The organism is Aestuariibacter sp. A3R04 (genome assembly GCF_018860805.1).
Taxonomy (GTDB): domain Bacteria; phylum Pseudomonadota; class Gammaproteobacteria; order Enterobacterales; family Alteromonadaceae; genus Alteromonas.
Genome location: NZ_JAHKQR010000001.1, coordinates 596,036 through 622,374, shown reverse-complemented (window position 1 = coordinate 622,374; position 26,339 = coordinate 596,036). Strand labels below are relative to the sequence as shown.

Sequence of the window (26,339 nt, the reverse complement as noted above, 5' to 3'; positions counted from 1 at the left end):
CACTGGTTACGCTGTCTATTTTTTGCCCACTTCTGTCTATATTTGTAGTTCAGAAAATGTGAAATTGCGAAGCCCTTAACTGGTTCGAACATGGAATTCGACTAAAGAACTAATTTTATTAGTGATCTAGTTAAAATCCGGTTGTCGAAACACTGGGTGGCCCACTCACAGCCAATAAAGGTATTATTTTAAATACTCATAACCATCAATTCATACCGAAATATTGACAGTGTGACCTACACTTTTCAGGCTCGCCACTCGGGCATTACTACCGCTAAATTACTATGAGGCAATGCACTTATTGTTGGCTCAGTGCCTTAACTCTTGTACACAGTATGAGCAGTTTTAAAATAAGTTAAATTATACTTTTGAATACTTTGTGACTTTTAAGCAAAAAGTGACATTTGCGACAAAAGACCCAATTGCAAGTTATTTGATTGCTGGCGTTTTCAAACGCAGTTGTTTTTTACTCATTTCAAAACGAGCAGGGTTGGCGCTTCGGACGAGGGAAAGAGTGAAGGTGGCGAAAAAAAAGCCCAACTGGCGTACACCAACTGGGCTTTTTCTAGCAGGGCAGACGTTATTCGTGGATACCATGAGCAACAAGCATAAATGCATGCTCTTCTGCTGCGTCTTTTAACCTGCCGTAGCGCCCGCTGTTAGCAAAGTGCCCGGCGCCCATGTTCATGCGCATTATTAGCAGGTTATCATCGGTTTTTGTCGCCCGCATCTTGGCCGTCCATTTGGCAGGCTCCCAATAGGTAACCCTAGGATCATTGAGCCCGCCGGTAACCAACATTGGTGGGTACGCTTTGGCCTCAATGTTGTCATAAGGTGAATAGCTGGCCATATACTCATAAGCTTCAGCATCTTCGATAGGGTTGCCCCATTCTGCCCACTCTGGCGGTGTTAGTGGCAAATTTTCATCCAACATGGTGTTAAGTACATCCACAAAGGGTACTGACAGCGTGACCGAACGCCACATCGACGGAGCCTGGTTAATCACTGCCCCCATTAGTTCACCGCCGGCACTACCTCCTGCAATGGAAATATTGCCTTCCGCAGTATACTTTTCGTTTACCAGAAATCTGGCCGCATCGACAAAATCGTTAAAGGTGTTGGTACGTTTGAACAACTTACCGTCTAAGTACCACTGATAACCCATGATGTCAGACCCTCTGACATGGGCTATGGCAGCGATAAAACCACGGTCGAGTAAACTGTGTCTCGCCAGTGAGTAGCGCAGCGGATATGTAATGCCATACGCGCCATACCCTGTCATAAATAAAGGGTTTGAACCGTCTTTCACTATGCCTTTTTTATACACCAGTGATACAGGAATAAGGGTACCGTCACGCCCAGGTGCCATAAGGCGTTCTGTGACGTAATCGTCTTTGTTGTAGCCAGACGGTATTTCTTTCACCTTGCGGGTGATCAAGCTCTTTGTTTGAGTGTCGTAGTCATACACTGTCAGCGGCGTAATGAGCGACTGGTAATTTAAACGAAGTTCAGTCTGATCGAACGACGGGTTTTGTCCTAATGACACACTGTATACAGGTTCAGGAAAGTTGATGTTGTATTCTTCACCATTGTACTTGCGCAAAGTGATCTGATCGACGCCATTTACCCGCTTGGCAATGGCCATGAAACTGGAAAAAGTAGCAAAACCAGTCATGTACTGATTGTCGCTGCCCGCTTCTAAAGTTTCCCAATTCTCGTAACCGGCGTTGTCGTCTTTTGCTGAAGCGAGGCGGAAATTCGCATGAGTGTCATTGGCTAGAATGTAAAAACTATCACCGGCGTGATCCACAGTATAAGAGAAACCTTCATCACGGGATGCAAACAGGGTAGGCTCGGCGCTTAGGTCATTTGCCGGCAGATAATAGTATTCACTTATCTCGCGCTGCCCGCTGCCGAGGACAAGGTATTTTTTGTCGCTGGTCAGACTGAAACCAAGAAAGAAACCATCATCACTTTCGGCTAACAGCACCTTGTCATCCGCTTGGTCCGTACCCAGCACATGTGCATTGATGCTGGCGATACGCCATTTTTGCTGCTCCAGCATGCCATAAACTAACGTTCGGTTATCAGCGCCAAACAGTACAGCCCCTGACGCATTGTTCACTGTGTCAGTAAGGTATTCACCAGTGGTTAAATCTTTAATTCGCACTTCGTACCGCTCAGCTCCGTCAGTGTTAAACGAGTACGCTAAATAACGGTTATCAGGGCTGATGTCCCAGCCGCCAAGGGTGAAGTAGTCATACGCTTCCGCCAGGACTGGTTCATCAAGAAACACGGTTTCTTCGCCAGTTTCCAGGTTTTTTCTGGCATAGGTGCGATACTCCTGTCCTTCGCGAAAATACCAGCGATATTCATACCCGTTTTCTTGCCAGGGTACAGAGCTTTCGTCTTCTACCACCCGCCCTTTGAATTCCTCAAACAGGGTATTAATCAGAGTATCGTTCTGACTGCGAAACGCATCGTAATAGGTATTCTCTGCCTTGAGATAATCGAGAACACGTTCGTCGTTGACATCAGGGTAATTTTCGTCCTTTAACCAGTGATAGGGGTCGCTGAGGGTGTTACCGTGATATTCAGCTGTGTAATCCTCTCGCGCGGCCATCGGCGCTGGTGTACTGAACTGCTTTATTCGCGTGTACTCTTTCACAGCTACCTCCTCTACGTCCTGCTGCTTAGAACACGCTGTAATGCCAACAAAGCAGATAATGGCCCCTACAATGAGCTTCATGTTGTTTTTCCTTCTTCCGTGTATCATTTATGTGCTGTCTGTTGCACACTAATATGCAGGCAACACCTGCACCTGTGATTATTCATACTACCCTTAACCGGTAAAAAGTCTATTTATCATCCAGCGTCGTTGGAAAGATCACGATACATCATCGAATGAAACTCGTCTGGCAGCCCGGCTTTAAACTGGATGGCAAGTGCGTTAATACTTATTTCACTAAACCGCTTTAATACCAACCGTTCGGCTTCCTTCAACACCCCTCCCACTGTGCGATTCACCGCTTTTTCAACCAGACATCCATCATGACTGTCAGTCAACCCCAGTGTAAACAACGAGGTTTCTCCTAACAATTTATGAATGTCTAACAGCGTGATATCTGTTAACACTCGGCAGAGTGTCCAGCCTCCGTGATGCCCTTTTACAGAGGTGACAATTTTTGCTTCCCGCAACAGTGACATGAAACGCCTCACTACGACCGGGTTAGTTTTCAACATTCTGCCCAGTTGCTCTGATGTTACAGGGCGTTCAGCCACATCCAAATAAAGCAGAACATGAAGAATACGCGACAACCTGCTGTCTTTTCTCACTTTTTATCTCCAATTATTTTTATCACGCAAGCATATCACGTAACTTAATAAGTTACTTAAGTTGCAATCACCACAGAATGATGTAACCATAAAAGTTACATGAATTTAAAGGTATAAACCAATGGATCGCAATGCACTAGAGCAACTTTTTAACGAACAAGCCCACACCTACGACAGCAATTGGAGTAAATTAGCGTTATTTAAAGACGCGTTACACGTATTGATGAAGGCACAGTTGCAAACTATACCTGAAAAAGCGCGTTTTCTTTGCGTTGGCGCTGGCACAGGCCAGGAAATTGTTTATCTTGCGCAGCAATTCCCCCACTGGCATTTTACGGCAGTGGAACCCGCGTTTAACATGCTTGAAATGTGCCGTGAACAGCTGAATTACCACGGTCTGCTAAACCGCTGTTCACTGCACCATGGCTACTTGGATACTCTTGCAACCACCCCGGCCTTTGACGGTGCAAGCTGCCTGTTTGTTTCCCACTTCCTCACTGATGAAACCGAACGTATGCAACTGTTTGAGGCCATAGGTAAACGACTGACAAGCGCAGGCATTTTCATTAACGCCGATTTGATGGCCGATAAAGAAGTCAGTACCTACGCTGCGTTAATGGCACTGTGGATAAACACCATTGCTGATGCCGGGGCGAGTGATGAAAAGCTCGCCAACATAAAAAGTGCATACGAAAAAGATGTGGCGATCCTCAGTACCGCAAAGGTTGCGGCACTCATTCAGGCTGGCGGTTTTAAAAGTGCCTTTCCCTTTTTCCAATCCGGCTTGCTTGGCGCTTTAGTCGCGATGCGCTAACGGTAAAAGCGCTTATAAGCAGGGTTACATTCACAATAGCCAGGACGCATTTATCGGATGAAAATGGGAGGCCTGTCTGATAAGCGAAGCGGCCGTCAGACTTGGTGCACTAAACACATGGGTTTGTACATGAGAGTGCCGCTTTAAGTGCGCAAGTAGTATGTCAAAATCGCCGTCACCACTTAACAAATACACGTGTTCTACCTGCGGCCCATATTCCATGACATCAATAGTAATACCCACGTCCCAATCGCCTTTGGCCGAGCCATCCTGGCGCTGAATATACGGCTTGGTTTTCACCTCAAACCCCATACACGTCAACGCCTTTTGGAATTTGTGCTGACCATCGCTGTTACTTTCGGTGGCATAAGCAAATGCATGTTTAAGTGAGTAAGTCTCATTGAGGTATTGCACAAGTTTGCGGTAGTTAAACTGCCGGGAGAATGCATCCCGGCAGGTATAATAGATATTTTGTACGTCAACAAACACGGCTGCCGAGGCTGGAGAATGTTCCATAGCACATCCACTGGCTAATTAAATTGCGCTCAATGCTACGGGGAACCCTGCCGCTGTGCAATCGTTTCTAAATACGAACTCAACGATGCACTTGCGACAGTTTTTATCAGTATCCTCAAACTCTCGTGCTAAACCCAAAATAGATCTCGTCCCCTATCGGCAAATCTATGGGGCAACAAATAGCATACCCAGTATTAAAGCTAACGGTACCCAAAGCACGCTGTTCTCGGCCTTTTACTAGTCTCATTTCTTTTTTAGCCTGATAAAAAAGCGTCTTTGTAAAACGGAGAACCAAAAGGCCATTGGTAGCGACAATGAGTTAGCGGTACTTATTACGGCTTAGCTGTTTGACGCGTGCAAATACGTCTACCCCTAACTGGCGGTATACGTGAAGCAAATCAATCAATACCCAATTCTCTCGGATCATACCATTTTCATTTCGCCAAAAATCCAAGCTGCGCATAGTGATAGGTTTATCGTTGGGGATAATACCCAGCCAGCCATCACCAGAAATCGTCATGCTCATACCAGGCCAACCGGTAAACCCAACGTAGTTATTTTCAGAGAATAAATGGCCATTTGCCGGGTCGCCTACGCGGTTAGGCATGCCGTTTAGAAACGCTTCCTGGTGAGTGTTGCGAAAGCCTTGAATACCGCGTCCAGTCCCAATGCCAGAAGGGCCATACCAGTTTGATTTAGGGTGCCAGTACTTGTCGAGGTTCATGGCTGCCACGCCACCTTCGGCAAAATTTCCCAGGCTGTTAAGCATGTCGAGTACGAGCTGGTGACTTTGCGCTGTTAAGACCTTGTCTTCTTCAATAAGCTGAACGCCATCTTGAGTAGTTGGGCCAGGTACATGCCATTCAGTACCCAGGCTTGGGCTAAATGGCCAGCACCTGGCCTGCATCATGACTTCAGGTAAATCCCAAATGGCTTGCACTTCAACAATTTTCTCATCAACGAAACGATAGAATTCGTGAAAGCGCATATGAATTTGATCACCGGTGGCAGGAATGTCTAACCAGGACTTTTCCAAACGCCCCGTGTAATACCCACAACACCCAAGCCAGCGTAACTGCTTGTCGTCTTCTCCCGCCATCACAATGGTGTCGCGGCGCTCAAGGTCTGGCACAGATTCCAGCAGAGGCGCGTATACCCGGTCCAACATTTCGCCATGGCCAACCATGTCGTCAAAAGGCACACAAAATTTAATGGCCGCATCTTGAGAAAAAAGTTCATCACCTAGTGCTTTTAGCTTTTCTAAATCAAAATCGTACTGGGCTTTACGAAAAGGTAGAAACTTCTTTTTTAATTTAACATTGGAAATAGTAGACATTGCTATCGCCTTCTAATCTATAAATTCCGGCGCTTTAGCCACATCACCGCGTCGGGTTACGTAAATTAATGCAGCTTCATCGCCGTGTTGCGCAAAACTGCGGGCAGCGCCAATGGGCGTAGTAAATGTGTCACCCTTGCTTAGAATCAGCACCTCACCATCGACGTGCATTTTTATGCTGCCTTCTTGCACAAATACAACTTCTTCTTCGAAACGTTTATGCGCATCAATAAATGAACCTGGTTTGAATTTCAGCGCACGGACGCAAAAACCATGAGACCAGTTTAACTTTGTTTCGCCAAGCTTTTCATCAGCACTTGCCGGGCCAATGAGGGGGGCTTCCAGTACACCGGTGCCTTGCGTTAGGGCCGTGTCACCGCTAAACGGGAAATCGGCTAAGCGCACTACGCATTGTTCAAGCGCCTCGCTATCGATAACGCGATGTTGGGCAACTTGTTGTTCTGACGTTTTCGGCATTGGAGCAACACCGTCGGGAATTTTTTGCCCCTGAGTTGTATCAACCAAGCCACCATTTTCGAGCAGTACCAAACCGTAATCCCTTGCCATGTCGAACACTTGCGGCGCCCAAAGAACGCGCCCAGGATCATCTTGCCCCAATACGGCGTAGAGATAGCCAATGCCATCCCCCACATTTTCGAAGCCGCGAAATAGATCCATTGGAATTGAAATAATATCGCCTTCTTCCATACGTACTACGGCGTCTTTACCCTCTACGCCTGTTGTAAAGTGCCAGCTGCCCTGAGATACCACGAACACTTCTTCCGTTAAATGGCTGTGCTGTGAATTCAGGCATCCAGGAGGTTGACGGGCGCCACCGATATTAAATCCGTGGGGAATGGCAATGTGAACGTGTTGATCCGGGTTTTCTGCCACACCCGGGCCAATTATAGTGAAATTTTCTTTTTGATCACTGCCTGGCGAACGCGTATCGATAAACGCGTTGCGGCACGGAATTAATTCTTCATAGCGGACTAAACGCTCGGATAATACTGACACAGTGATACCTCGTAATTAATGGGCGGTCCAACCGCCATCGACTTTAAGACAACTACCCGTGGTGGTCATAGACAGTTCACTAAGTAGAAATACACACGCATTAGCAACGTCTTCGACACTGCCTAAGCGTTGTAAGGGAATGTTGTTCATTACCATTTCGGCGAATTCAGGCTCTTTGAGCATGGGCTCAGTCATCGGCGTTTTTATAAACGTGGGGGCAACACTATTTACGCGGATGTTGTTAGGGGCTAACTCTACAGCCATCGCTTTGGTCAAACCTTCAATAGCGTGTTTGCTTAAACAATAGAGCGTGCGTCCCGGGGAGCCGACAAACCCCATTTGAGATGACATGTGAACAATAGCGGGGGCTTGGCTCTTAAGCATTGGCGTGATGGCAGCTTGGGCAACTTTGTATGCCGAGCGGATATTTAAATTCAATATATCGTCAATGTTTGCATCGCTCTGCTCTTGCATGGGTGCGACGCGGTTTGTGCCCGCGTTATTGATTAGGCCATGAAGAAGGGGCAGCGCCCGGATCTTTTCATAAAGTGCCTCATTTTGAACATCTCCCACCCAATAACTAAGCCTTTCTGAGCTCTCGTTTTTAAGCTCAACAAGATCACCTTCGGTGCGCGCCACAGCGATTACATTTGCACCACATGCATCTGCCAGTAAAGCACACGCTTTACCAATGCCTTTGCCTGCACCTGTGACCAAAATCGTCTTGTCTTTTAATAGGTCCTGAGAGAAAGCCACATGTCACCTCAAAATAATAATTGCATTCGAAGTCATTCTTATGTAATTTTTGGTGAAGATCAAGATAAATGTTTGTTCGATTAATGTAACATCTCATTCACCTTCGTAGAGGAATAGACCGTGATCAAGTACTTAAAGCAAGGCAAGCAAGCAGAAGAAAAAGCAATTGATAATCAAAAAGTTAAACAGATTGTAGAAAATATAATTGGCGATATAGAGAAGCGTGGCGACGTTGCCGTTTCAGAGTATTCCGGTCAATTCGACAAATGGACTCCGAAGTCTTTTCGACTGAGTCGTGAAGAAATTGATGCATGTTATGAAAAACTTAGTGAACAAGAGATCAGCGATATAAAATGGGCGCAAGAGCAAGTTCGTAATTTTGCTACCATTCAGCGTGAGTCAATGAAAGACGTAGAAGTTGAAACACTGCCAGGTGTGGTGCTTGGTCACAAAAACCTCCCCGTAGACAGCGTGGGTTGCTATGTACCAGGAGGGAAGTACCCGTTAGTTGCATCTGCACACATGAGTATTGTTACGGCAAAAGTGGCTGGCGTAAAACGGGTTATTGCTGCTACTCCTCCATTCCAGGGAAAACCCGCACCCGCAGTAATTGTTGCTATGGATTTAGCAGGTGCAGACGAAATTTATACTTTTGGCGGTGTACAAGCGATTGCCGCCATGGCGGTTGGAACAGATACCATTGAACCGGTTAGTATGATTGTTGGACCGGGCAACGCATTTGTTGCTGAAGCGAAACGCCAGTTGTTCGGACGCATAGGTATTGACCTTTTTGCAGGTCCTACAGAAACACTGGTTATTGCAGATGACAGTGTTGATGGCGAATTATGTGCGGCAGATTTGCTGGGTCAGGCAGAGCATGGCCTTAACTCTCCTGCAGTGCTTCTCACCAACAGTGAAAAGCTTGGCAAAGAGACCATGGCCGAGGTTGAACGCCAGTTAACAGTTCTTCCTACGGCGGATGTTGCCTCAGTAGCATGGCGTGATTACGGTGAAGTCATTGTGTGTGACACGTATGACGAAATGCTAGAAGTCGCCAATGATTTAGCCTTCGAGCATGTGCAGATCATGACAAAAGACATCCCCTACTTTCAGAAGAACATGCGTAACTTTGGCGCATTATTCTTAGGGCCTGAAACAAATGTGTCATACGGCGACAAGTGCATTGGAACGAATCACACTCTACCCACAAAGGGCGCAGGTCGTTATACTGGAGGCCTATGGGTTGGCAAATTCTTAAAAACCTGCACATACCAGCGTGTTACGGAAGAGGCGTCAGTCATGGTTGGCGAATACTGTTCACGTTTATGTGCGATTGAAGGTTTTGCAGGTCACAAAGAACAGGCTGACATTCGATTACGTCGCTACGGAAAAAAATAATTGAATAAAAAAACCAGGGTAACGTCCTATGACGTTGCCCATGCAGCAGGAGTCTCACAATCGGCAGTGTCTCGGGTGTATCGCCCGGGCGTTAGCGTATCTAAAAAAACCCGTGAAAAGGTGCTGAAAGCCGCTGAGGAATTAGGTTATAAGCCGAATGCCATTGCGCGCATGCTGATAAACAGAAGTACGGGTATGATAGCGGTGATTATTTCGTCGCGAGCAAATGTGAATTTTCCCGAAGTCTTAGCACAGTTAAATAAACACATCGCCGAGAAAAATAAGCGGGTACTTTTGTTTACGCTCGACGACGCCGAGCAACTTGAAACCGTTATTGAACAAATCTTAGCGTACCAGGTTGACGGTGTTGTGGCACTAACTGCGCATTTTGAGCCAGACAGTGTGACACAGTTTACCAAGCACAATATTCCTGTGGTGTTGTACAATCGTGAACTGCCTGATCACAGTGTAAGCTCAGTATGTTGTAACCACGATCAAGGCCTTCGTATGTTAGTCGATATTTTGGTGGCGCACCATCACCAGCGCTTCCTGATCATGGCTGGGCCCAAAGATTCAGATGTGGCCCGTGCAAGGTTAAGTGGTGCAAGGAATGCCTTACTATCTCATGGATTTACCGACACTAACGTGGTTTATGGCGACTATAGCTATGACTCGGCAAGAGAAAGCCTGAGTGCTTATGCTGAGAAAAATGCGCTTCCTACTGCAATAATTTGTTCCAACGACACAATGGCAATTGGTGCCATTGACGAAATACGGGAAAACCTGAATTTACGGGTACCCGAAGATATTTCAGTTGTTGGGTTTGATGGTATCAGTGCTTCTTCGTGGCACAGCTACCAGTTGACTACCGTAAGTCAGCCAACCTATTTTATGACAAAAGCAGCGGTAGAAACCTTAGTTAACTTAATTGAGAACCCTGACATACCACCAGAAACACGCTATTGGCCAGGCAAACTCATAGAAGGCAACTCGGTCGCTGCAGCCCCAAGAGACGATGAGTAACCTATTATTTATACCCGGAACCCTTTGTAACAGCGCCGTTTTTTCGGACCAAATTACAACCCTGACGAATGCTGGCCATCACTGTGTAACCTTAGCGTATGATCTGCATAACAACCTCAGCGATATTGCAGAGCACGCCTTAAGTCTTATTGCCCCCCACGAGCAGTTTAACATTTGTGCCTTTTCTATGGGAGGCATGGTGGCGTTTGAACTTTTAACGCGCGTTCCACAGCGCATTGATAGAATTGCATTATTAGACAGTAATGCACACGCCGATAAGCCCCAAGGCCGAACAGTCAGAAACGAACACCTAAGCTACGCCATCGAACATGGTTTAGATACGTTGATTTACGACTATTTTAGTTCAGTTTACTTGCGCTCCCCGAATGACAAACTAATGAATTTAATTGCTCAAATGGCTAAAGATACTGGTATTGCCCGCTATAAAGCCCAACTGGAAATACTCGCCACACGCCCTGATAGCAGTGAACTATTAGCAAATTGCGCCCACCCCATGCTAATCATGGGAGGCTGTGACGACGTACTTTGCCCGCCATCTGAGCAGCAAAGAATGCATCAACTAGCGGCAAACAGTGAGTTGGTATTAATTGAAAAGGCCGGGCATTTTGCAATGCTTGAACAAAGCGACAAGGTAAATTTACACTTATATAACTTTTTTGGAGGTGCCGCGCATGCTTAAACAAGCACTTAAAAACAGACAAAGCCTGCTAGGCACCTTCGTTAAAACACCACATTACAACACGGTTGAAGTGCTAGCCCATTCAGCGATGGACACACTGTGTTTAGATGCGGAGCACGCCCCCTTCTCCCGACACGACTTGGACACCTGCATTCTCGCTGCAAGGGCGGGGAATATGCCAGTTTTAGTGAGAACACCAAACGACGCCCCTGAAACACTGCTAAATGTACTGGATATGGGCGCAGACGGTGTAGTTGTGCCACATGTGAAAACGGCGGAACAGCTCAGTGCCATCGTAAGGCATTGCCACTACGGTGCAGGCGGAAGAGGCTATGCAGGTTCAAGCCGATTTGCAGGCTACACAACAAAGCCATTGAGTGAAAACTTAGAAGCGGGCAGAAACGTTAGTATTGTTGCCCAGCTTGAAGATTTAGACGCAATTGACAACATAGAAGCCATTGCACACGTTGACGGTGTCGATTGCTTGTTTATAGGTCGAATGGATTTAACCGTAGCACTTGGCGAAACCAGTGCAGACGCCCCAAAAGTTAAGCAAGCGGTTGAGCACTTAGTTGAAGTTAGCCACAAAGCTGGAAAGGCTACGGGCATGTTCGTGGGTAATTTAGAAGAGCTGACCTACTGGAAAGAAAAAGGGGTTTCTCTGTTCTTATTAGGCTCTGACCACGGTTTTATGTTAAGCGGAGCTAAAGCGTTGCGAGACACGTTTGACAACGCCTAAATGAAGGATACGAGGAGAAATGAAATCTGGTCGAGCATCACATATTTTCTAATACGTTAAGCGATACAGCATGATTAAAACAGTAACAGGATTTCTTGGTATTCAAAGTGAAGTTGTATCTTCTGAGAAATTAGTCGCCACACTAGGCGGGATGCTGGCCATTTTCTTTTGTTTCTATACAACCGCGTATTTTACCGGAACAACGGGCTCGATGGCTATTTTACCTTCAATGGGCGCGTCAACTGTCCTACTCTTTGCTGTGCCTCACGGCCAACTTTCGACACCGTGGGCATTCATGGCGGGAAACTTACTGTCGGCCTTTATTGGGGTAAGTTGTGCAATGTTCATTGACCCCATTGCGCTTGCGGCCCCCATTGCCGTGGCTTTATCTATTCTAGTTATGCACATAACCAGAAGCCTGCACCCTCCCGGAGGTGCAACAGCGTTAGCGGCAGTTATAGGCGGGCCAAACATATATGAACTTGGCTATTGGTATGTACTGACACCAACGTTTATTAACTGTTGTATATTGTTGTCCGTAGCACTTGTTTTTAACAATTTATTCAGATGGCGAAGGTATCCGCAAAGCTTAATGCGATACCAGAGTGCTGGCTATCATCCCGATACCCGCCGCATCAAAATGCAACATATTCATGAGGCTATAAAACGGTCAGAATTAGTCATTGATGCAAGTGATGAACAGATAAAGCATATCGTTGATATTGCAGATGCAATTTATCACGAGGAACTCATTGCTGGCTTTGTGTTGGAACCCGGCGCCTTCTATACCAACGGAAAGCCAGGCAGACATTGGTCAGTACGTCAAGTTGTAGACCACCGAGAACACAAAGACCCTTCGCTTTATTTGATTGTTTATCAGGTTGTGGATGGCGATCAGAAGGGAACAACCGACAGTTGCTCCTTGCATGAGTTTGCCGAGTGGGCCAAAGAAAAAATGAAGCCTAAAAGATAACAGGTGCAGACAACTGGAAACCCAGGTGTTATTGCTTCATTCAGCCTACGAGCGCCTTAATGTTTGTACTGGCAATAGTTAAATAAACCTACACATTCCCAAACCCAGATCTTTTCCTTGACGCGGTATAAAGCCGTGTTTGAGATAAAAAGCTTCTTTTCCTTTTGCTGCTAACAATCCAACCGTTGAGCCTGCTGGGCAGTTGGCAGCGATATACCTATTTATGGTTCGCATGATTTGGGAACCTAAACCAAGTTTTTGGAACTCGGGGTGTACGATGACATCTTGCACATAAAAATACATAAAGCCGTCACCAATCAGCCGACCGCACGCAACGAGACGATTATCCTGAAATATTGAAACCCAAAACAATGAAGAATTTATACTCTTTTCAATCACTGATAGTTCAGGATTAACCCACCCGACAGCAGCTCTCAGGGAAGAGAAATCAGCCGCAGTTGGTGGTGCTTCTTTTAAAACTGTTTGCGGTGTTGGCATTCCGTTGTCCTAACAATGTAATGTGCGGAAGAATTCACTTTCAATAGAGGATTCTTCCATATATCACGCAACGGCTCTCCCACCCTTACGTGAAAATATCTCAGGTTCAATATCCTACACGCTATTGTTGAAGTAAGCACATGAAATACTAACTACTCCCTACTCATTGGCATTAGTTGCCAAGGTACTTACTCCATTTGTCCAAATTAGAAAATACATTGTTAATTTTATTAACATTTTCCGTATCGCGCCCTTCGTAACTGCGGTGCACAATTCCCCATGTCGTAGTCGAATTTTCTCGGGAACTTTCGGTGACACCCCTAATTTCATTATTCCTTATGGTGTTAATTCCTTGCACACCATTTAGTGAAATACCTTCGAATGCATCGCCGTACGCATTGAAATTGGCTTTGCTAGAAGAAGTTTGCTCAGCAACAATATCTCCGAGTTTGTTTATCTGGTTATCTTCAACCGTCACATTATTGGTTGTTTCAAGACTGATAGCTCGCATAGCATTATCGATTGTGTTGTCCACAATGTTCACGTTCGTGGCTTGCCATCCTGGATAAACACTTTTGGTACTTAGTCCCACCACTACGTCCTTGAGTATATTATTCCGCATAACTATATTATCAGCCCCTCTTTTCGACGTGAAACCGTCAAACGCCCGCTCTACATAGTTGTCGTGGATGGTAAAATGATCACCAAATTGCCCGTTGTCGCCCCCCGCAGACAAGTAAACCGCGGCGTCCCGAACACCATAGAAGTTGTTATATCTAATGATTGCTTTGAGGGCTCCTGTCATCAGAATGCCACTGTCGCCTCCAGCTTCATAGAAAGGATCGCTATTGCTGCGCGTTCCCACATAGTTAATATTCTCAATAATGAGCTCATTGAGCTTGTGGTAATTTGTCGTATTCACAACACCGCGAATAGAAAGCGCATCGGCAGTCTTGTCTTCACCTTCTCGTCCTTCCGGAGTCAAACGCGTGATAGGCACAACGGTGGAAACTTTCGCTCTAGACATATCGAAGTCTCCACCTTTCCACGTAAAATTAGCAAGTTGACCTTTGTTCCCGCAAACGTTGTCGTTGTTCTTCGTATCAAAGCTAAATAAATCGCCATCTAGATCTGCTTTGGCAATAAAACGAGCACCCGTAGCATCCACTATTAAGTTTTTTCGTAGCGTCACGCTTATGCCCTTCAAAATTGATTTACCGTCTGCAGTATTTTTGTCAGTACCAATGTAATAGGTGCCGGTCAATCTCAAAGGTTTACCTGTGTTTGTAGCTTGTTGCAGGGCATCCTGAAGTTTAGATGCTTTTCCATTTGGGTTAACCGGGTTACTGCTGCAGTCTGCCGCGATCACTTGGCCTGCCCACAACATGGCGCTGCAAGTGGCCATAACCCTTAGCGAATTTTTTATGCTTGTTTTCACTTTTCATTTTCCTGGTTACGATTAATTGAAGCTTGAAATTACTTCTTTCCGAGAAAGTCGTACATTGCGCTCCCAGCGAGCAAAAATGCACCTACCCCAAATAACTGGGAATCTTCTTTTGTTACCACATCAGGCTTTTCATTCACGCCTTGTACCCAACCGAATTTACCGTCTGGATGTACCGCCGATGACAATACCTTCCACCCTTTTACGACATTGGGTAAATATGTACTTTCATCAAGCAAGTCGTTGTTAATACCCCATGTGATGCCGTAAGTGAAAAAGGCCGTTCCACTGGTTTCCGGCTCCGAGTACTTTTCGCCAGCCAGTAATGACATTGGCCAAGCGCCATCTCGTTTTTGTAGCCTAACGATAGCTGCTGTAAATTCTAAATAAAGTGATTCATAGTAAGGACGGAATTGGTGGTCTCGAGGCATATTTTCTAATATGTGCACAACGCCTGCATACACCCATCCCATGCCTCTGGACCAAAAGACCTGCTCGCCAAACTTGCCCTTCTTTTCAAAATACCGTGAGTCTCGAAAGAGCAATTTGGTGTTCGGATCCTGTAAATAATCGACGGTCGCCTGGAATTCCTTGTGGGCGTAGTTCGCGTACTTGGGGTCGCCGGTAATATCAGAAAGTTCAAAAAGCACCGGCGGGGCCATAAACAACGCATCAGCCCAACACCATCTCCACTGGCAGTGGTGTACATTATCCTTATTTCTGCCTGCGACGAATTCAAGACCGTCATCGGGCGCTTGTTCAATGAGCCAATCAAAGGTTTCTTTAACTGGCGTCAGCGCCTGTTCGTTCTTGTGCCTCCGGTAATACCACAGGTTGGTTTGCCCAATCACATGGTCATCCGCAAAATATTTAACCTTCCCCAGTTTCCAGTCGTGAGCGTTGCCCACATAGCCAATCCATGTTTCGTAAAAGGGGTTTTCAGACCGTTCCGCGAGTTTGGTTAGTCCTTTGTAGAAGGCCCCCTGAATCCATCTCCCGTAGGTCTCAGAGCCTGCTCTGGCACGACCAACATGAGTCATATATTGTGTACGTGCGACTTGCCAATTCGCTACTTTTTCCATTTGTACCATAACGTGTTCTTGCGTTGGCAAATCAGTTACCACTTCCTTGGCCGACAATGAAGCGTAGGGCAAACAAGCAAATGAGAGAATGACGAGCTGACTTTTGCAAGACAGCCAGAGCGTATTCAGTCGTGTTTTCATGGGTAATCCTTTGTAGACAAAACATGGTCCAATGGCATGATGTGGACGCGTTGAAATTGCACTCTACTGCTTGCTGCTAGAATGACGATATTTCCTCTCCGCATATGCACTCCACCGTATTTATAATTAAGGCTTTCACAATGAGGCTTTAGATTGCGTTTTCCTTTAGCAGGGTGGCTGCATAATCCGCGGCCCTCGCTGTTATAGCCATATAGGTAAGCGAGGGATTTTGTGTCGCTGTAGAGGCCATACAGGCGCCGTCAGTAACGAACAAATTCGGTACATCGTGAGCTTGGTTCCAACTATTTAGCACTGACGTACTGGGGTCGCTACCCATGCAGGCCCCGCCCATCTCGTGAATTTGTTTGCCAAGTGGAATGTGTTTGTTTTCAGGAATGGCACTCACTTCAATGTTTGAACATCCACCAGCTTCAAGCATTTCTTTAATATCTTTGGCTGCCTGCTTAATCATTTTACGCTCGTTTTCCCTTACTTCTGCATCGATATGTAGTAAAGGCATACCCCATTTGTCTTTTTTGGTCGGATGTAGTTTTGCCACATTTTCGAAATAAGGAAGTATCTCGCCGTACATGAACGCTCTAAACTGCCAAGGCCCAGGCTGGCCAACCTGTTTTTTTGCCGCTATGCCGATACCCGGGCGTTTAGCAGATGGCCTGGTTGAGAAACGGTGCTGAGCTGTGGTTTGAAATCCGAAACCTCTTACAAAATCGGCATCGGCGAGTTTGTCGTGACGGTAGTTGGGAATATAGGTCGCTATAGGTCGCCGTCCAAAGGCAAACTTATCTTCCTCCACGTCGACATCTGCGCTGGCAACAACACCAGTAAAATGACTCATGATATAGTGACCCAATGCACCGGAAGAATTCGCAATCCCGTGAGGAAACGCATCTGACTTAGAATTAAGAAGAATTTGCACTGTACCCAGTGCCGAAGCACACAGGAAAACGGCGCGGCCTTTGTACTGCCTTTTCTCCATAGTGTTGGCGTCAATGACAGTGACACCTGACGCCCGCTTGTTTTTTTCATCATAGTCGACGCGCTCTACGATGGCATCGGTCACGATAGTCAAATGCCCGGTCTTCTGGGCCGCTGGCAGTGTGGCAGATTGTGAGCTGAAGTAAGCCCCAAATGAACAGCCACGTCGACAATATGAACGAGCCTGACACTTTCCTCTACCCAACGCGACTTGTTCTTCAGTAGGCGAAGTAATGTTGGCTGATCTACCTATAATCAGGTGTCTGTCCTTATATTGCTTGGCCAGGTTGTCAGAGACGAAGCGTTCAGCATAGCTCATTTCCCACGGAGGCTGAAATTCACCGTCTGGCAGAGTTTCCAGACCATCTTTATTTGCAGCGACACCGATAAATTTTTCAACATAACTGTACCATGGGGCTAAATCTTCGTAGCCGATAGGCCAAGGGATACCGTGGCCATCATTCGCATTTGCTTGAAAATCTTTTTTGCTCCAACGCAATGCCTGACGCCCCCATGTTAATGAGCGCCCTCCTAACTGATGCCCTCTGACCCACATGAAGGGTTTGTCTTCAGGGAAGCTATAAGGACTTTCTTTATCGTCAACGAAAAAGTGCAGCGCATCGGTCTTGTATAAATGCCCTTTCTGCCTCAGTGTGGCGTATTGGCCGTTCTCAGCGAGCGCTTCGTCAGGCATGCCTCTGTTTTGCAGATCCCACGGCGCTTCAAAATCTTTATACTCTGGCCCCCTGTGCTCTACATGTCGCCCCCGCTCCAGCACAAGCGTATTAAACCCTTTTTCGCAAAACTCCTTTGCAGCCCATCCACCGGTTATCCCTGAACCAACAACAATGACATCGAATTCATTATTCATAGGTATTTTCTCTTATGAATTGCATGTAGCTCTTCTAAGCTAAGGGTTCCTCTGTATCCTCCTGGAACTAAAAAGAAATCCGGATTGGCTTCTTTTGAAGAGTAGTGAATATGAAAAATTAGTGCTTTCAAACGTTTATAGGCGACCAGAAACGGCGATGTTGTTTTCTCGAACGCATGACTGTCAATCTCAACCAGAAATGCCTGGCGCTCTTCCCGGGGCATTAGGAGGAAATCTTTGTTGTTGGAGCTGCGAGCCCTATCTCTAAGCTCCGACAGAAACGCCGTTAATTGCTGCTGTGTATTGGAGGATGCCCACGATACCATAAGTGCATCAAGCACTTGTGCTGTATGCGAGTCAGATGCGCCCGGCGTGTCTGTTGTGGGGATCATAATGTCCGCAATATCGTAAACCAGCGTTAGTTGCTCAGCACTGAAAAACAAAGCATCCGAATTAAAAACTGTCAGCTTTAACGCATTTTTTAATTCAGAAGGAAGGACTGCTGTCGAAACAACATAGAGCACCGAGCCTAAAAATACTCGTCTGTTTATTTTCACATTCCCCCAGCGCTACTAGGCCAGAATTTGTTAATTTGATGTGATGATACATTGATATAAAAGTCAAATGCAATCACAAATGATCACAAAATGTCACACCGTGTAAATCAACAAAGTCTAGAATGATGGCTTATCCATCAACGCAGGGAGGGACTGGCCCATGCGCGGGTTGCGTGCCCACGTACCTTTGGAGTATTCCCCATGCTCGTCTTTAAAGGTGCCTGAAAACACAAAGATTTCTTCGCCATACGGTAAAACTCGCGCTGAGTTATATACCAATCTGACCGATGATTTTCAGTAAATGCCGGCATAGACCTCCTCAACAGCGACATTTCTGATTAGTCACTCTACAGAGGTCACTCCATCAATGTGTTAATTGCATAAAAAAGCGCCTCTACAAAATGAGAGGCGTAAAAGACCAACGTTTACAACGCTGGTGACTGAAGCTAGAACGGTAGTGGAATGGCAAAACGCTTTTCAAATGCCAGTGCATCTATTACCCAATATTCCCTTTCGATTTTGTTTTGCGCAAACGTCAGCATACTCGCAATGGGTATACGAACGCGGATTAACCCGTTCTCTGATTTAATATCAGCATCTATACGCCATCTTACCAACGCGCTGTTTTCATCAGTAACAACCTGTTCAAGCTGGCTGTAGCGTCGATGTAGCTTCCCCTCAAGTTGTGCGAGCCAAGATACAATAGAAGGGGATGCCGATTCTTTGACGACTGCACTATTAACACTGAAATGGTCAATAGTTTCGTATACGCTTTCAATGCCAGCAACATCAAACCCTTGCCATATCTGCCACCAATCTGACAACATCCCTTTGCGTGCATCGCTTGCGTCTCCCTCAATCACATCACAAATACCCGCATGGGTAGTTTGCAAGTGAAGTTGAGGGTCGAATTCACTTAATTGAAGTGGGTCTGGCTCGGGCCAAAAGGGTAGCGACATCGAGTTGTCATAGCCTGAGGCTTCTTTCGTATTGTAGTGCGCGGCAAGTGAAGCACTGTCTACCCATTGAAGCAATTGCTTGATAGCGCCATTGCGATGTTCGCATTGTGCAATAAAGTAAGTGTTGGTCGATGCTGATGAAAGACAAAATACGCCTGCTTCAACATCACCACTTTGCACCTTCGCACATAGTTCAACGGTTTCATAACGCGTTGTAATATCAAGCCAATTAGCCATTAAGCCCCGCTGCTGAATTGGCCCGTAGTGTAGCCTTTCTCCTAAAAGCCAGCGACTGGAATGAAGGAGAGCACGGGACAGTGTTTTCGTATCTTTTTTTCCCAGCAGTTGATGAATTGTGTGTAACATGCTTATGCTCCCATCTCTTGCGGTAGCTTGCGCATTAGATTCGCCAGTGCGGCAACTTCGTCAAACACCGTAAATTCCTTGGCTATTACACCGTCTTCAATCTCAAAATGAGAGGCCCCTAAAATGTAATGGGGTTGCTGATTAAACTGCGCATATTTGCTTTGTGTAGCATTGTAATGACCCGCCAGGCCCCATCTAAGCGCAATGTTCACGCGATTGTCGTCGTAATGGGTAACGCAAATATGATCCACAACCATGTTGGCGTCTGGGCAGCTTGCCAACCACTTTATCAACATGCCGCCAATAGCTGCATTGCCAGTGGCTTGACGTCCGCCCGGCCACTGCACTGACGCATTAGGTTTATAAAAGTCAGAGAGCTTATTGAACATGCGCTTATTGAAGATTTGATCGGCCCATGATTTGGCAAAGTCGCCCCACTGCTTGTCTTGCTCTGGCAATGCTTCCCAGCGCGATGCGTCATTAGCAAGGGTGCGAGCATACTCTTCAGTTATCCATTGCGTAAAAGTACTCGATGCTGGGAATTTAGCCTGATAAGCCGCCGCGTCATCAAGTGAAATACCGAGTTGTGCAATGAGAAAGCTGTTGTCTCGCATCAACCACTCATAAAAGATCTTATTGTCTTTGCACATACAATCTGCAATGGTGGTCACCCGGCCGGTTTTACCAGTAGCGGGGCCAAATTCAGACTGCCCTTTGTTAGTCATTATGCTGGTGATGCGGTGAGACGAATAATACACTTCACTGGCCTCTTTTCGGTAAATCACATCTTCTCCTATTAGTGATCTATCTGGAAACGCAGCTATGGTTTTGAGTGTGTTTTGGACGACCACATCCACACTGTCTGCATAGCTTCCGAGCGTATGCACCGGGCAGTAATCAGCATAATAATCGTAGCAAGCGCCAATATTTTTCTGCTCCCAAATACGATGGGTAATGCGCAATATATAGTCTGCTAAGTCGACAAACTCTTCGTCAAAACCCGCTAAGGTTTGCGTTTTACTTCGTGCAGGGTCCAGCATGTCATGCAGAGGCTGCCAATACACCGTTTTTGCTATGGATGTCTCGCTCATAGAATCTCCCTCAAAAGCGCTGAGTTGGGCTTTTAAAACATAAATTGAAGTGAAAATAAGAACACAAGTGTGAGTACGAAGAACCCAAATAAGATGTAGTTGATAGGGTCTACACGACCGGGTACCCGATACCATCCCTGCTCTTTTTCATCGAGGCCCTGGCGGGCAAAATGTTGCTGCTGCCCTTTTATGGTGTAGGCGTTGTACTCGCTTTGCACACCGTCAATAAGTCGGCTTGCAATTATAGACACAACAATGTTGGCACTCGCGCCGATAATGCAGTACCAGGGCCAGGCGATATCTGTGTTAAGTGCTACCAGTGTGACGACAATGAAACCACTTACCGTTCCTGCTATAAGGCCGTTCTCTGTCGTTTGTTTAGAGAAAAAGCCTAAGAAAAACATACCCATTTGCGCACCCACAAAGTATGAACCTACTTTAGAGAGAATTTCTAAAATTGAGCCCTCACTGAACAGGTGATAACCAATAGCAGGAAAGATAATAAGAAGCGCAAAGAACAAGGTGAAAAAACGCGAAGCTTTGAGATAATGCGTTTCAGACCCTTCCTTCTTAAAATACTTTCTATAAAAATCGATAGTTGCAACCGTAGATAGGGAGTTAAACGATGAATCTAAACTCGACATTGACGCTGCCATTACTGCGGCAGCAATAATTCCCATTAGCCCGGGCAAACCGTAGTCAGCAGCAAACTGTAAAATGATGGTATTGCTGTTTTCAAACGCTTTACCTTGGTAAAAGTCGTAGAACAACACACCGAGAACAATAAAAAAGAAGTAGATAAAAAACGCACAGAACCCCATTAACAGGTAGGACTTTTTGGCATCGCCGATGTTCTTTGCCGCCAGAGTTCGCTGAACCATCATTTGGTTAGTCCCATAAACAGTAATGTGGTACAGCGTCATAGCAATAATGCCGCTCCACACCGTGGTTTCCTGGGTAAAATCAACATCCCAATTCAATGGGTTTAACTTGCCTTGTGCTTTGAGTTCACTCATTGACGAAGACAGTGTGGTATCACCACTGTCCAACAGGGCGTACATAATGATGCCTGCGCCTGCGAATAAAATGACGGACTGAATAACGTCTGTCCAGATAACCGCAGTTATTCCCCCCATCATGGTGTAGATGAGCGCTATGGCAGTCACAATAACAATAGACCACACCACAGGTACACCAGTGATAAATGACAGAACGAGAGACGTGGCGTAAAGAATAGCCGCCGAGCTCATAATCTGGCTCAGCATAAAGATGCCAGATACCATGGCCCGAGCCCGTTTCCCGAATCTACGCTCCTGATAGTCGTAAATTGACGCAACGCCAGCGTTATAAAAGAAAGGGAAAAAGAAGATGATGACGGCCATAATGACAAGCGGATAATTGAGGTGCAGCGCAATGACTGAAAGGCCTTCTGAGTAGGCCCATGCAGGTGCGCCCAGAAATGTCATGGCACTGACATAGGTGGCAATGACCGAAATTCCTATTGCCCACCATGGCGTTTGCTTTTGGCCGAGATAGAAATCGTCAGAATTTTTTATATTTTTACCAATCACTAAACCCAACAACAGGTTCGCAATAATGTATCCGCCTAAGATAGACCAGTTTAAAACGCCAAAATTTTCAGTCATATTCTCTACTCTGCCTGCTTAATAAGCGCGCTTTCTATTTACAATATTATTCAACCTAATACATAATGACTTCGAAGTCATTAATTATTTAAGCCTGCAATTAACAATTTTTTAAACAACGAGGCGTAAGTCATGAGTTTTAATAGCGAAAAAGCCATTGTCAGGTCGTATCAAGCGGCCTTTGACAAAAGTAACGCGAGCGATGTCAAGAATGTGGTAGAGACGTATATTGATGATAATGCAAAGGTTTATGCTTGCTACCCCTTTGATTGTTGCACAACGCCGTCACAGTTAGTGAAAAACTTATGGGCGCCTTTAAAGCACAGTTTTACACGCATGAAACGACGCGAAGATGTATTTATGGCGGGAGATAACACTGTAGGCAAAGGCAAGTGGGTCATGTCTATGGGTCACTTTGCCGGGCTCTTTGACACCCCTTTTCTTGATATCAGAAGCACGGGGAAACTCGCTTTTCTGCGCTACGCGGAGTTTTACGAAGTAAGTGAAGATAAAATAGTTAGCCATGCTATTTTCTTCGACATCGTTGCGTTAATGCAGCAGGTTGGCCTCAACCCTTTACCTGTAGAGACAGGGCACACGTTTGTTTATCCTGGCCCTAGTGATCACAATGGCTTGCTCTTTGAAGAGCAGGATCCCGCTGAATCCAAAAAAACCATCGACCTGGTAGAAGAGATGGTTAACGATCTGGATGCTCTGAACAAATCGGGGAATGACAACTGCCCTCCAGAGCTGTTAGCCAAATGCTGGAGCGAGGACATGGTGTGGTATGGCCCAGCCGGAATAGGTGCTACCTATACCATTGAACGCTATCAACAACAACACCAGTTTCCCTTTCGCAAAGGACTGAAAGATAAAGTTTTTAATGGCCATATCGCACGTTTCAGTGAAGGCAATTTCGCATGCTTTTTCGGTTGGCCAAATTTATCTAATACAGCGGGCGGCGGGCTTTTTGGAATGCCAGCTTCAGGCATTCGTGCAGACATGCGAGTGGTTGACGTGTATTACCGCAAAGGCGACAAGCTATTGGAAAATTGGGTGCTGATGGATGTTCCCTACTGGTTAAAGCAGCAAGGATTAGACATTTTGGCACGCACTACCACATACAGTTAAACTCAGGTTAATAGCGTCCTAAAGGGCGCAATTTGTGAAATAAACTGACGTCTTCACTTAATGCTCCCCCAGTAAAAACCCTCTCTTTACTGGGGGAGCTTTCGCCTGACTTCCCCCCTCATCGGTTCAGGTACCTCTCCTTCGACTCTTCATCGCAAGGTACTGGCATTTTAACCAGTCGTTCTGATTAGACCAGTCACCAATGACTCAAAGCCTACACTAATACTTCGAAATCGGCCAAATAAGCCATTCAATGACTTAACAAAAAACAAAATAAATCGTTTATAATCAGAAATTTAATACATAAATAGAAATGCAGACACATACCAATAATTCATGAATTAACATTCACAAAACATTTTTATTGACTTCGAAGTTATTTGAGTTGTATGTTTATTTAGACCAAGAATTAAACAAACCAATGTCGCGTTGTTAAAACTGGCGCCGTAGAAGGTTTGAAAAACGCAGAACTACAACAGGTTACTGCATATAAGGTTTTATTAATCCGGGAACCATCACGATGAATCAAGATCAACGAAAGTACCATACAACTTACCTCTCCCGTGCCATCCAAAGTGCACTTCTCATTGGTGTTAGCTTTTGCGCTAATGCGCAGCAAGCAACACCTGCAAACGAAACGCAAACAGACGGCGTTGAGCGCATTGAAGTTACGGCTAACAGACAAGCTCAGGACTTACAGGAAGTCTCGTCTTCTGTAAGTGCCTTAGGCGCAGACGACATAGTTCGCAATGGCATTGAAAACATCAGTGGCCTTGAAAATGTCGTTCCCGGTTTGAGAATAGGAAGCTCAGGTGGTGAAGTTCGCCCGGCTATGCGGGGTGCCCGCACCAATGAAGTAGGCGTTGCGGGAACCGGTATTGCTGAACAAGTGGTTGGTATTTTCCAAGACGGCATCTACGTACCTACCACAACCGGTGGACTAGGCGCATATGTTGATGTTGAACGCATCGAGGTATTAAGAGGTCCACAGGGCACTTTGTATGGGAGAAACACGTTTGCCGGAAGTATAAACGTGATATCTAAGCAACCGGAACTCGATTACACCAGTGGGTCAGTGAAGGTAACCCATGGCAGTTTTGATCGTTCAGCTTATGAAGCGGTATTGAATGTCCCCCTAAGTGAAAAAGCAGCGACCCGTTTTGTCATGAGCCACGACCGTCACGACGGTATGATTGAAAATCACTTCCTGCCCGGCTCTTCAGATGATTTACGTGAAAAAAACCAATTCTATCTTCGCAATACCACAAAGTACGAATTTTCGGATGATTTTACAGCCTTGCTCCGGGTCGACTACAGCAAAAAAGATGCGAATTCAGAAGCCATCTGGGGTTACCAGCAAACTGCTGGTTATCAAATTTCCGAAACAACGCCAGGGTCAGGCATTTATAACCCTAACGCAACTGTAACACCGGGGCACATTTATCAGCCGGCAAACGCCGAACGTGATGATGAGGGTCCATATGATGTTTACAGAAACGCGGTGTCTTTTGACAACCAGGAGGCATGGTCGGCCACCCTCACCCTGGATTGGGTTATGGACTGGGCCAATGCAAAGTGGACGACCAATTACTCAGAGCTTTCGGGCGAACAATTTTACGACAACGATTATAGCGACGGCGGCGTAGATTTTGTTGGTGGTTTTGGTCGTCAGGACGACCAAAAAGCATTCTCTACCGAACTTCAGTTGTCATCAGTGGAAAGTGACAGCCCTTTTTCCTGGATAGCCGGCTTGTATTTATTTTCACAGGAAGCTGATTGGGAGTGGTTGTGGCCCGAAGATACTACGGGTAACGGCGAACCCGACTCAATTACTGTTCCTTCTTGGGGCAACCCAAATCATGATCCTCACGAAGTGGACTCTATTGCAGTATTTGGTCAGGCTCGCTATCAGCTAAACGATAGCAACCGCCTGCTCGTTGGACTGCGCTACAACAAAGACGAAAAAACCTTTACCGGCGATTCAATCCCGGATTGGGATGACTCTGCAGTATTGTGGAAATTGGCTTACGAGTTTGATGTTGCCAAAGACATGATGGTGTATGCCAGCGCTGCTACTGGCTATCGCACAGGTGGAGCAAACGATGCCCGCGTGGTAGCGCGAGGTGCCGATCCACTCTACGATAACGAAGAAGTAATATCATACGAGATTGGCTTGAAGAGCTTTTTATTCGATAACACGGTACGTTTTAACGTGTCTGCGTTTGCCAACCAATACGATGATGTAAAAGCACAGCTTTTCGCGGTTTCGTGTAATGACACAACCACTGACCTAACCGTTGCTCAATGTGTATCAACAGGCGTAAGCACGACCTTCGAATACTATGAAAACGGTGGAAAAGTAGATACCTATGGCTTAGAAGCTGACCTGGAATGGCGTCCGCTTAGCGAACTAACCCTAAATGCAACGCTTGCGCTACTCAATGCAGAATTTGCTGATGAGTTCGCAGTGGGCAATTCACAACTGCAACCGCTTCTAGGGTTGGGTAATGTTGACGGCCGTCAGGATATCAATGATCCAAACAGTCAGTTTAGTTTTGCTGGTTACTCGCCAGCTATGTCGCCAGACTATACACTGGGTTTAAGCGCTCGGTATGAATTTGCATTGCAAAATGGCGGTTATGTAACGCCTTATTTCCACGTTAATTTTGTCGATGATCACTACGCGTTTGATATCAATATTCCTGAAACAAAAGTGGATGCCCACGCCATGGTAACAGCACGCGTTTCTTGGGAGGTAAACGAAAATCTGAACATCGACTTCTTTGCAAACAACCTAACTGATGAAGCAGTACTAACCCGTGCAGTAGTTCAGTCTCAGGTACTTAACGGTTTACCAATTAATTCAATTCAAGCGAACTGGAACAATCCACGCACTTACGGCGTAAGCTTACAGTACAAGTTTGAATAGGCATTAGTGTTGCGCGCAGA

At 45.9% G+C, this 26,339-nt stretch carries 23 protein-coding genes; 8 read left to right on the top strand and 15 right to left on the bottom strand.

The genetic code is table 11. The features are described from left to right. Positions 1 to 580: 580 nt before the first annotated feature. Both KO518_RS02640 and KO518_RS02635 read right to left on the bottom strand, forming a co-directional pair. Positions 581 to 2,749: a S9 family peptidase gene (locus KO518_RS02640; protein WP_216024244.1), complete on the bottom strand. Its 2,169-nt coding sequence runs from the start codon at positions 2,747 to 2,749 to the stop codon at positions 581 to 583. A gap of 116 nt (positions 2,750 to 2,865) precedes the next feature. Then, positions 2,866 to 3,336, bottom strand: coding sequence for an Rrf2 family transcriptional regulator (locus KO518_RS02635; protein WP_216024243.1), 471 nt, complete (start codon positions 3,334 to 3,336; stop codon positions 2,866 to 2,868). Between the two features lie 121 nt (positions 3,337 to 3,457). On the opposite strand from KO518_RS02635, the gene KO518_RS02630 reads away from it, so the two are divergent. Then, entirely contained in the window at positions 3,458 to 4,150 is a 693-nt protein-coding gene (locus tag KO518_RS02630) for a class I SAM-dependent methyltransferase (RefSeq protein WP_216024242.1), read from the top strand. 30 nt (positions 4,151 to 4,180) lie between these two features. Here the strand turns inward: KO518_RS02630 and KO518_RS02625 are convergent, their stop codons facing one another. The 4 genes from KO518_RS02625 to KO518_RS02610 form a co-directional block, all read right to left on the bottom strand. Beyond that, positions 4,181 to 4,666: an NYN domain-containing protein gene (locus KO518_RS02625; RefSeq protein ID WP_216024241.1), complete on the bottom strand. Its 486-nt coding sequence runs from the start codon at positions 4,664 to 4,666 to the stop codon at positions 4,181 to 4,183. 319 nt (positions 4,667 to 4,985) lie between these two features. After that, entirely contained in the window at positions 4,986 to 6,002 is a 1,017-nt protein-coding gene (locus tag KO518_RS02620) for an ester cyclase (RefSeq protein ID WP_216024240.1), read from the bottom strand. Between the two features lie 12 nt (positions 6,003 to 6,014). Next, a complete protein-coding gene (locus KO518_RS02615; RefSeq protein WP_216024239.1) occupies positions 6,015 to 7,019 on the bottom strand; it encodes a cupin domain-containing protein in 1,005 nt (334 codons plus the stop codon). 15 nt (positions 7,020 to 7,034) lie between these two features. Next, positions 7,035 to 7,775 (bottom strand): SDR family NAD(P)-dependent oxidoreductase, encoded by a 741-nt coding sequence (locus KO518_RS02610; RefSeq protein WP_216024238.1) that lies wholly within the window; start codon positions 7,773 to 7,775, stop codon positions 7,035 to 7,037. A gap of 120 nt (positions 7,776 to 7,895) precedes the next feature. Here KO518_RS02610 and hisD point away from each other — a divergent pair, with 120 nt between their 5' ends. From hisD to KO518_RS02585, 5 genes are all read left to right on the top strand, one after another. After that, on the top strand, positions 7,896 to 9,173 hold the full coding sequence (hisD, locus tag KO518_RS02605; RefSeq protein ID WP_216024237.1) for a histidinol dehydrogenase: 1,278 nt from the start codon (positions 7,896 to 7,898) through the stop codon (positions 9,171 to 9,173). Next, positions 9,174 to 10,196, top strand: coding sequence for a LacI family DNA-binding transcriptional regulator (locus KO518_RS02600; protein WP_216024236.1), 1,023 nt, complete (start codon positions 9,174 to 9,176; stop codon positions 10,194 to 10,196). Next, positions 10,189 to 10,896, top strand: a complete 708-nt coding sequence (locus KO518_RS02595) for an alpha/beta fold hydrolase (RefSeq protein WP_216024235.1) — start codon at positions 10,189 to 10,191, stop codon at positions 10,894 to 10,896. Before KO518_RS02600 ends, KO518_RS02595 begins: the two co-directional genes overlap by 8 nt. After that, positions 10,889 to 11,635 (top strand): HpcH/HpaI aldolase/citrate lyase family protein, encoded by a 747-nt coding sequence (locus KO518_RS02590; protein ID WP_216024234.1) that lies wholly within the window; start codon positions 10,889 to 10,891, stop codon positions 11,633 to 11,635. Before KO518_RS02595 ends, KO518_RS02590 begins: the two co-directional genes overlap by 8 nt. A 70-nt stretch (positions 11,636 to 11,705) precedes the next feature. Beyond that, positions 11,706 to 12,608, top strand: a complete 903-nt coding sequence (locus KO518_RS02585; protein WP_216024233.1) for an HPP family protein — start codon at positions 11,706 to 11,708, stop codon at positions 12,606 to 12,608. Positions 12,609 to 12,686: 78 nt separating this feature from the next. Here KO518_RS02585 and KO518_RS02580 read toward each other — a convergent pair whose 3' ends face one another. The 9 genes from KO518_RS02580 to KO518_RS02540 form a co-directional block, all read right to left on the bottom strand. Then, a complete protein-coding gene (locus KO518_RS02580; RefSeq protein WP_216024232.1) occupies positions 12,687 to 13,106 on the bottom strand; it encodes a GNAT family N-acetyltransferase in 420 nt (139 codons plus the stop codon). Between the two features lie 172 nt (positions 13,107 to 13,278). Next, complete coding sequence (locus tag KO518_RS02575) at positions 13,279 to 14,544, bottom strand: right-handed parallel beta-helix repeat-containing protein (RefSeq protein ID WP_216024231.1); 1,266 nt, start codon at positions 14,542 to 14,544, stop codon at positions 13,279 to 13,281. A gap of 38 nt (positions 14,545 to 14,582) precedes the next feature. Then, positions 14,583 to 15,773 carry a glycoside hydrolase family 105 protein gene (locus KO518_RS02570; protein ID WP_216024230.1) on the bottom strand — a complete coding sequence of 397 codons (1,191 nt, stop codon included), beginning with the start codon at positions 15,771 to 15,773 and terminating at the stop codon, positions 14,583 to 14,585. Positions 15,774 to 15,921: 148 nt separating this feature from the next. Continuing rightward, positions 15,922 to 17,640 carry a GMC oxidoreductase gene (locus tag KO518_RS02565; RefSeq protein ID WP_216024229.1) on the bottom strand — a complete coding sequence of 573 codons (1,719 nt, stop codon included), beginning with the start codon at positions 17,638 to 17,640 and terminating at the stop codon, positions 15,922 to 15,924. Beyond that, entirely contained in the window at positions 17,637 to 18,197 is a 561-nt protein-coding gene (locus KO518_RS02560) for a gluconate 2-dehydrogenase subunit 3 family protein (protein WP_216024228.1), read from the bottom strand. Before KO518_RS02560 ends, KO518_RS02565 begins: the two co-directional genes overlap by 4 nt. A 117-nt stretch (positions 18,198 to 18,314) precedes the next feature. Next, a complete protein-coding gene (locus tag KO518_RS02555) occupies positions 18,315 to 18,476 on the bottom strand; it encodes a cupin domain-containing protein (protein WP_216024227.1) in 162 nt (53 codons plus the stop codon). Between the two features lie 167 nt (positions 18,477 to 18,643). Then, positions 18,644 to 19,522, bottom strand: a complete 879-nt coding sequence (locus tag KO518_RS02550; protein WP_216024226.1) for a nuclear transport factor 2 family protein — start codon at positions 19,520 to 19,522, stop codon at positions 18,644 to 18,646. Between the two features lie 2 nt (positions 19,523 to 19,524). Continuing rightward, complete coding sequence (locus KO518_RS02545) at positions 19,525 to 20,613, bottom strand: nuclear transport factor 2 family protein (RefSeq protein WP_216024225.1); 1,089 nt, start codon at positions 20,611 to 20,613, stop codon at positions 19,525 to 19,527. 32 nt (positions 20,614 to 20,645) lie between these two features. Then, positions 20,646 to 22,259: a sodium:solute symporter gene (locus KO518_RS02540; RefSeq protein ID WP_216024224.1), complete on the bottom strand. Its 1,614-nt coding sequence runs from the start codon at positions 22,257 to 22,259 to the stop codon at positions 20,646 to 20,648. A gap of 132 nt (positions 22,260 to 22,391) precedes the next feature. On the opposite strand from KO518_RS02540, the gene KO518_RS02535 reads away from it, so the two are divergent. Next, positions 22,392 to 23,390 carry an ester cyclase gene (locus tag KO518_RS02535; protein ID WP_216024223.1) on the top strand — a complete coding sequence of 333 codons (999 nt, stop codon included), beginning with the start codon at positions 22,392 to 22,394 and terminating at the stop codon, positions 23,388 to 23,390. Between the two features lie 520 nt (positions 23,391 to 23,910). Continuing rightward, positions 23,911 to 26,319 (top strand): TonB-dependent receptor, encoded by a 2,409-nt coding sequence (locus KO518_RS02530; RefSeq protein ID WP_216024222.1) that lies wholly within the window; start codon positions 23,911 to 23,913, stop codon positions 26,317 to 26,319. Positions 26,320 to 26,339: the final 20 nt, after the last annotated feature.

Excerpts from the sequence above, each read along its gene's own strand:
- KO518_RS02550 (WP_216024226.1), bottom strand. The coding sequence starts at position 19,522 with ATGTTACACACAATTCATCAACTGCTGGGAAAAAAAGATACGAAAACA.
- KO518_RS02535 (WP_216024223.1), top strand. The coding sequence starts at position 22,392 with ATGAGTTTTAATAGCGAAAAAGCCATTGTCAGGTCGTATCAAGCGGCC.
- KO518_RS02545 (WP_216024225.1), bottom strand. The coding sequence starts at position 20,613 with ATGAGCGAGACATCCATAGCAAAAACGGTGTATTGGCAGCCTCTGCAT.
- KO518_RS02640 (WP_216024244.1), bottom strand. The coding sequence starts at position 2,749 with ATGAAGCTCATTGTAGGGGCCATTATCTGCTTTGTTGGCATTACAGCG.
- KO518_RS02530 (WP_216024222.1), top strand. The coding sequence starts at position 23,911 with ATGAATCAAGATCAACGAAAGTACCATACAACTTACCTCTCCCGTGCC.
- KO518_RS02540 (WP_216024224.1), bottom strand. The coding sequence starts at position 22,259 with ATGACTGAAAATTTTGGCGTTTTAAACTGGTCTATCTTAGGCGGATAC.
- KO518_RS02620 (WP_216024240.1), bottom strand. The coding sequence starts at position 6,002 with ATGTCTACTATTTCCAATGTTAAATTAAAAAAGAAGTTTCTACCTTTT.
- KO518_RS02585 (WP_216024233.1), top strand. The coding sequence starts at position 11,706 with ATGATTAAAACAGTAACAGGATTTCTTGGTATTCAAAGTGAAGTTGTA.
- KO518_RS02570 (WP_216024230.1), bottom strand. The coding sequence starts at position 15,773 with ATGAAAACACGACTGAATACGCTCTGGCTGTCTTGCAAAAGTCAGCTC.
- KO518_RS02580 (WP_216024232.1), bottom strand. The coding sequence starts at position 13,106 with ATGCCAACACCGCAAACAGTTTTAAAAGAAGCACCACCAACTGCGGCT.
- KO518_RS02590 (WP_216024234.1), top strand. The coding sequence starts at position 10,889 with ATGCTTAAACAAGCACTTAAAAACAGACAAAGCCTGCTAGGCACCTTC.
- KO518_RS02625 (WP_216024241.1), bottom strand. The coding sequence starts at position 4,666 with ATGGAACATTCTCCAGCCTCGGCAGCCGTGTTTGTTGACGTACAAAAT.
- KO518_RS02595 (WP_216024235.1), top strand. The coding sequence starts at position 10,189 with ATGAGTAACCTATTATTTATACCCGGAACCCTTTGTAACAGCGCCGTT.
- KO518_RS02630 (WP_216024242.1), top strand. The coding sequence starts at position 3,458 with ATGGATCGCAATGCACTAGAGCAACTTTTTAACGAACAAGCCCACACC.
- KO518_RS02565 (WP_216024229.1), bottom strand. The coding sequence starts at position 17,640 with ATGAATAATGAATTCGATGTCATTGTTGTTGGTTCAGGGATAACCGGT.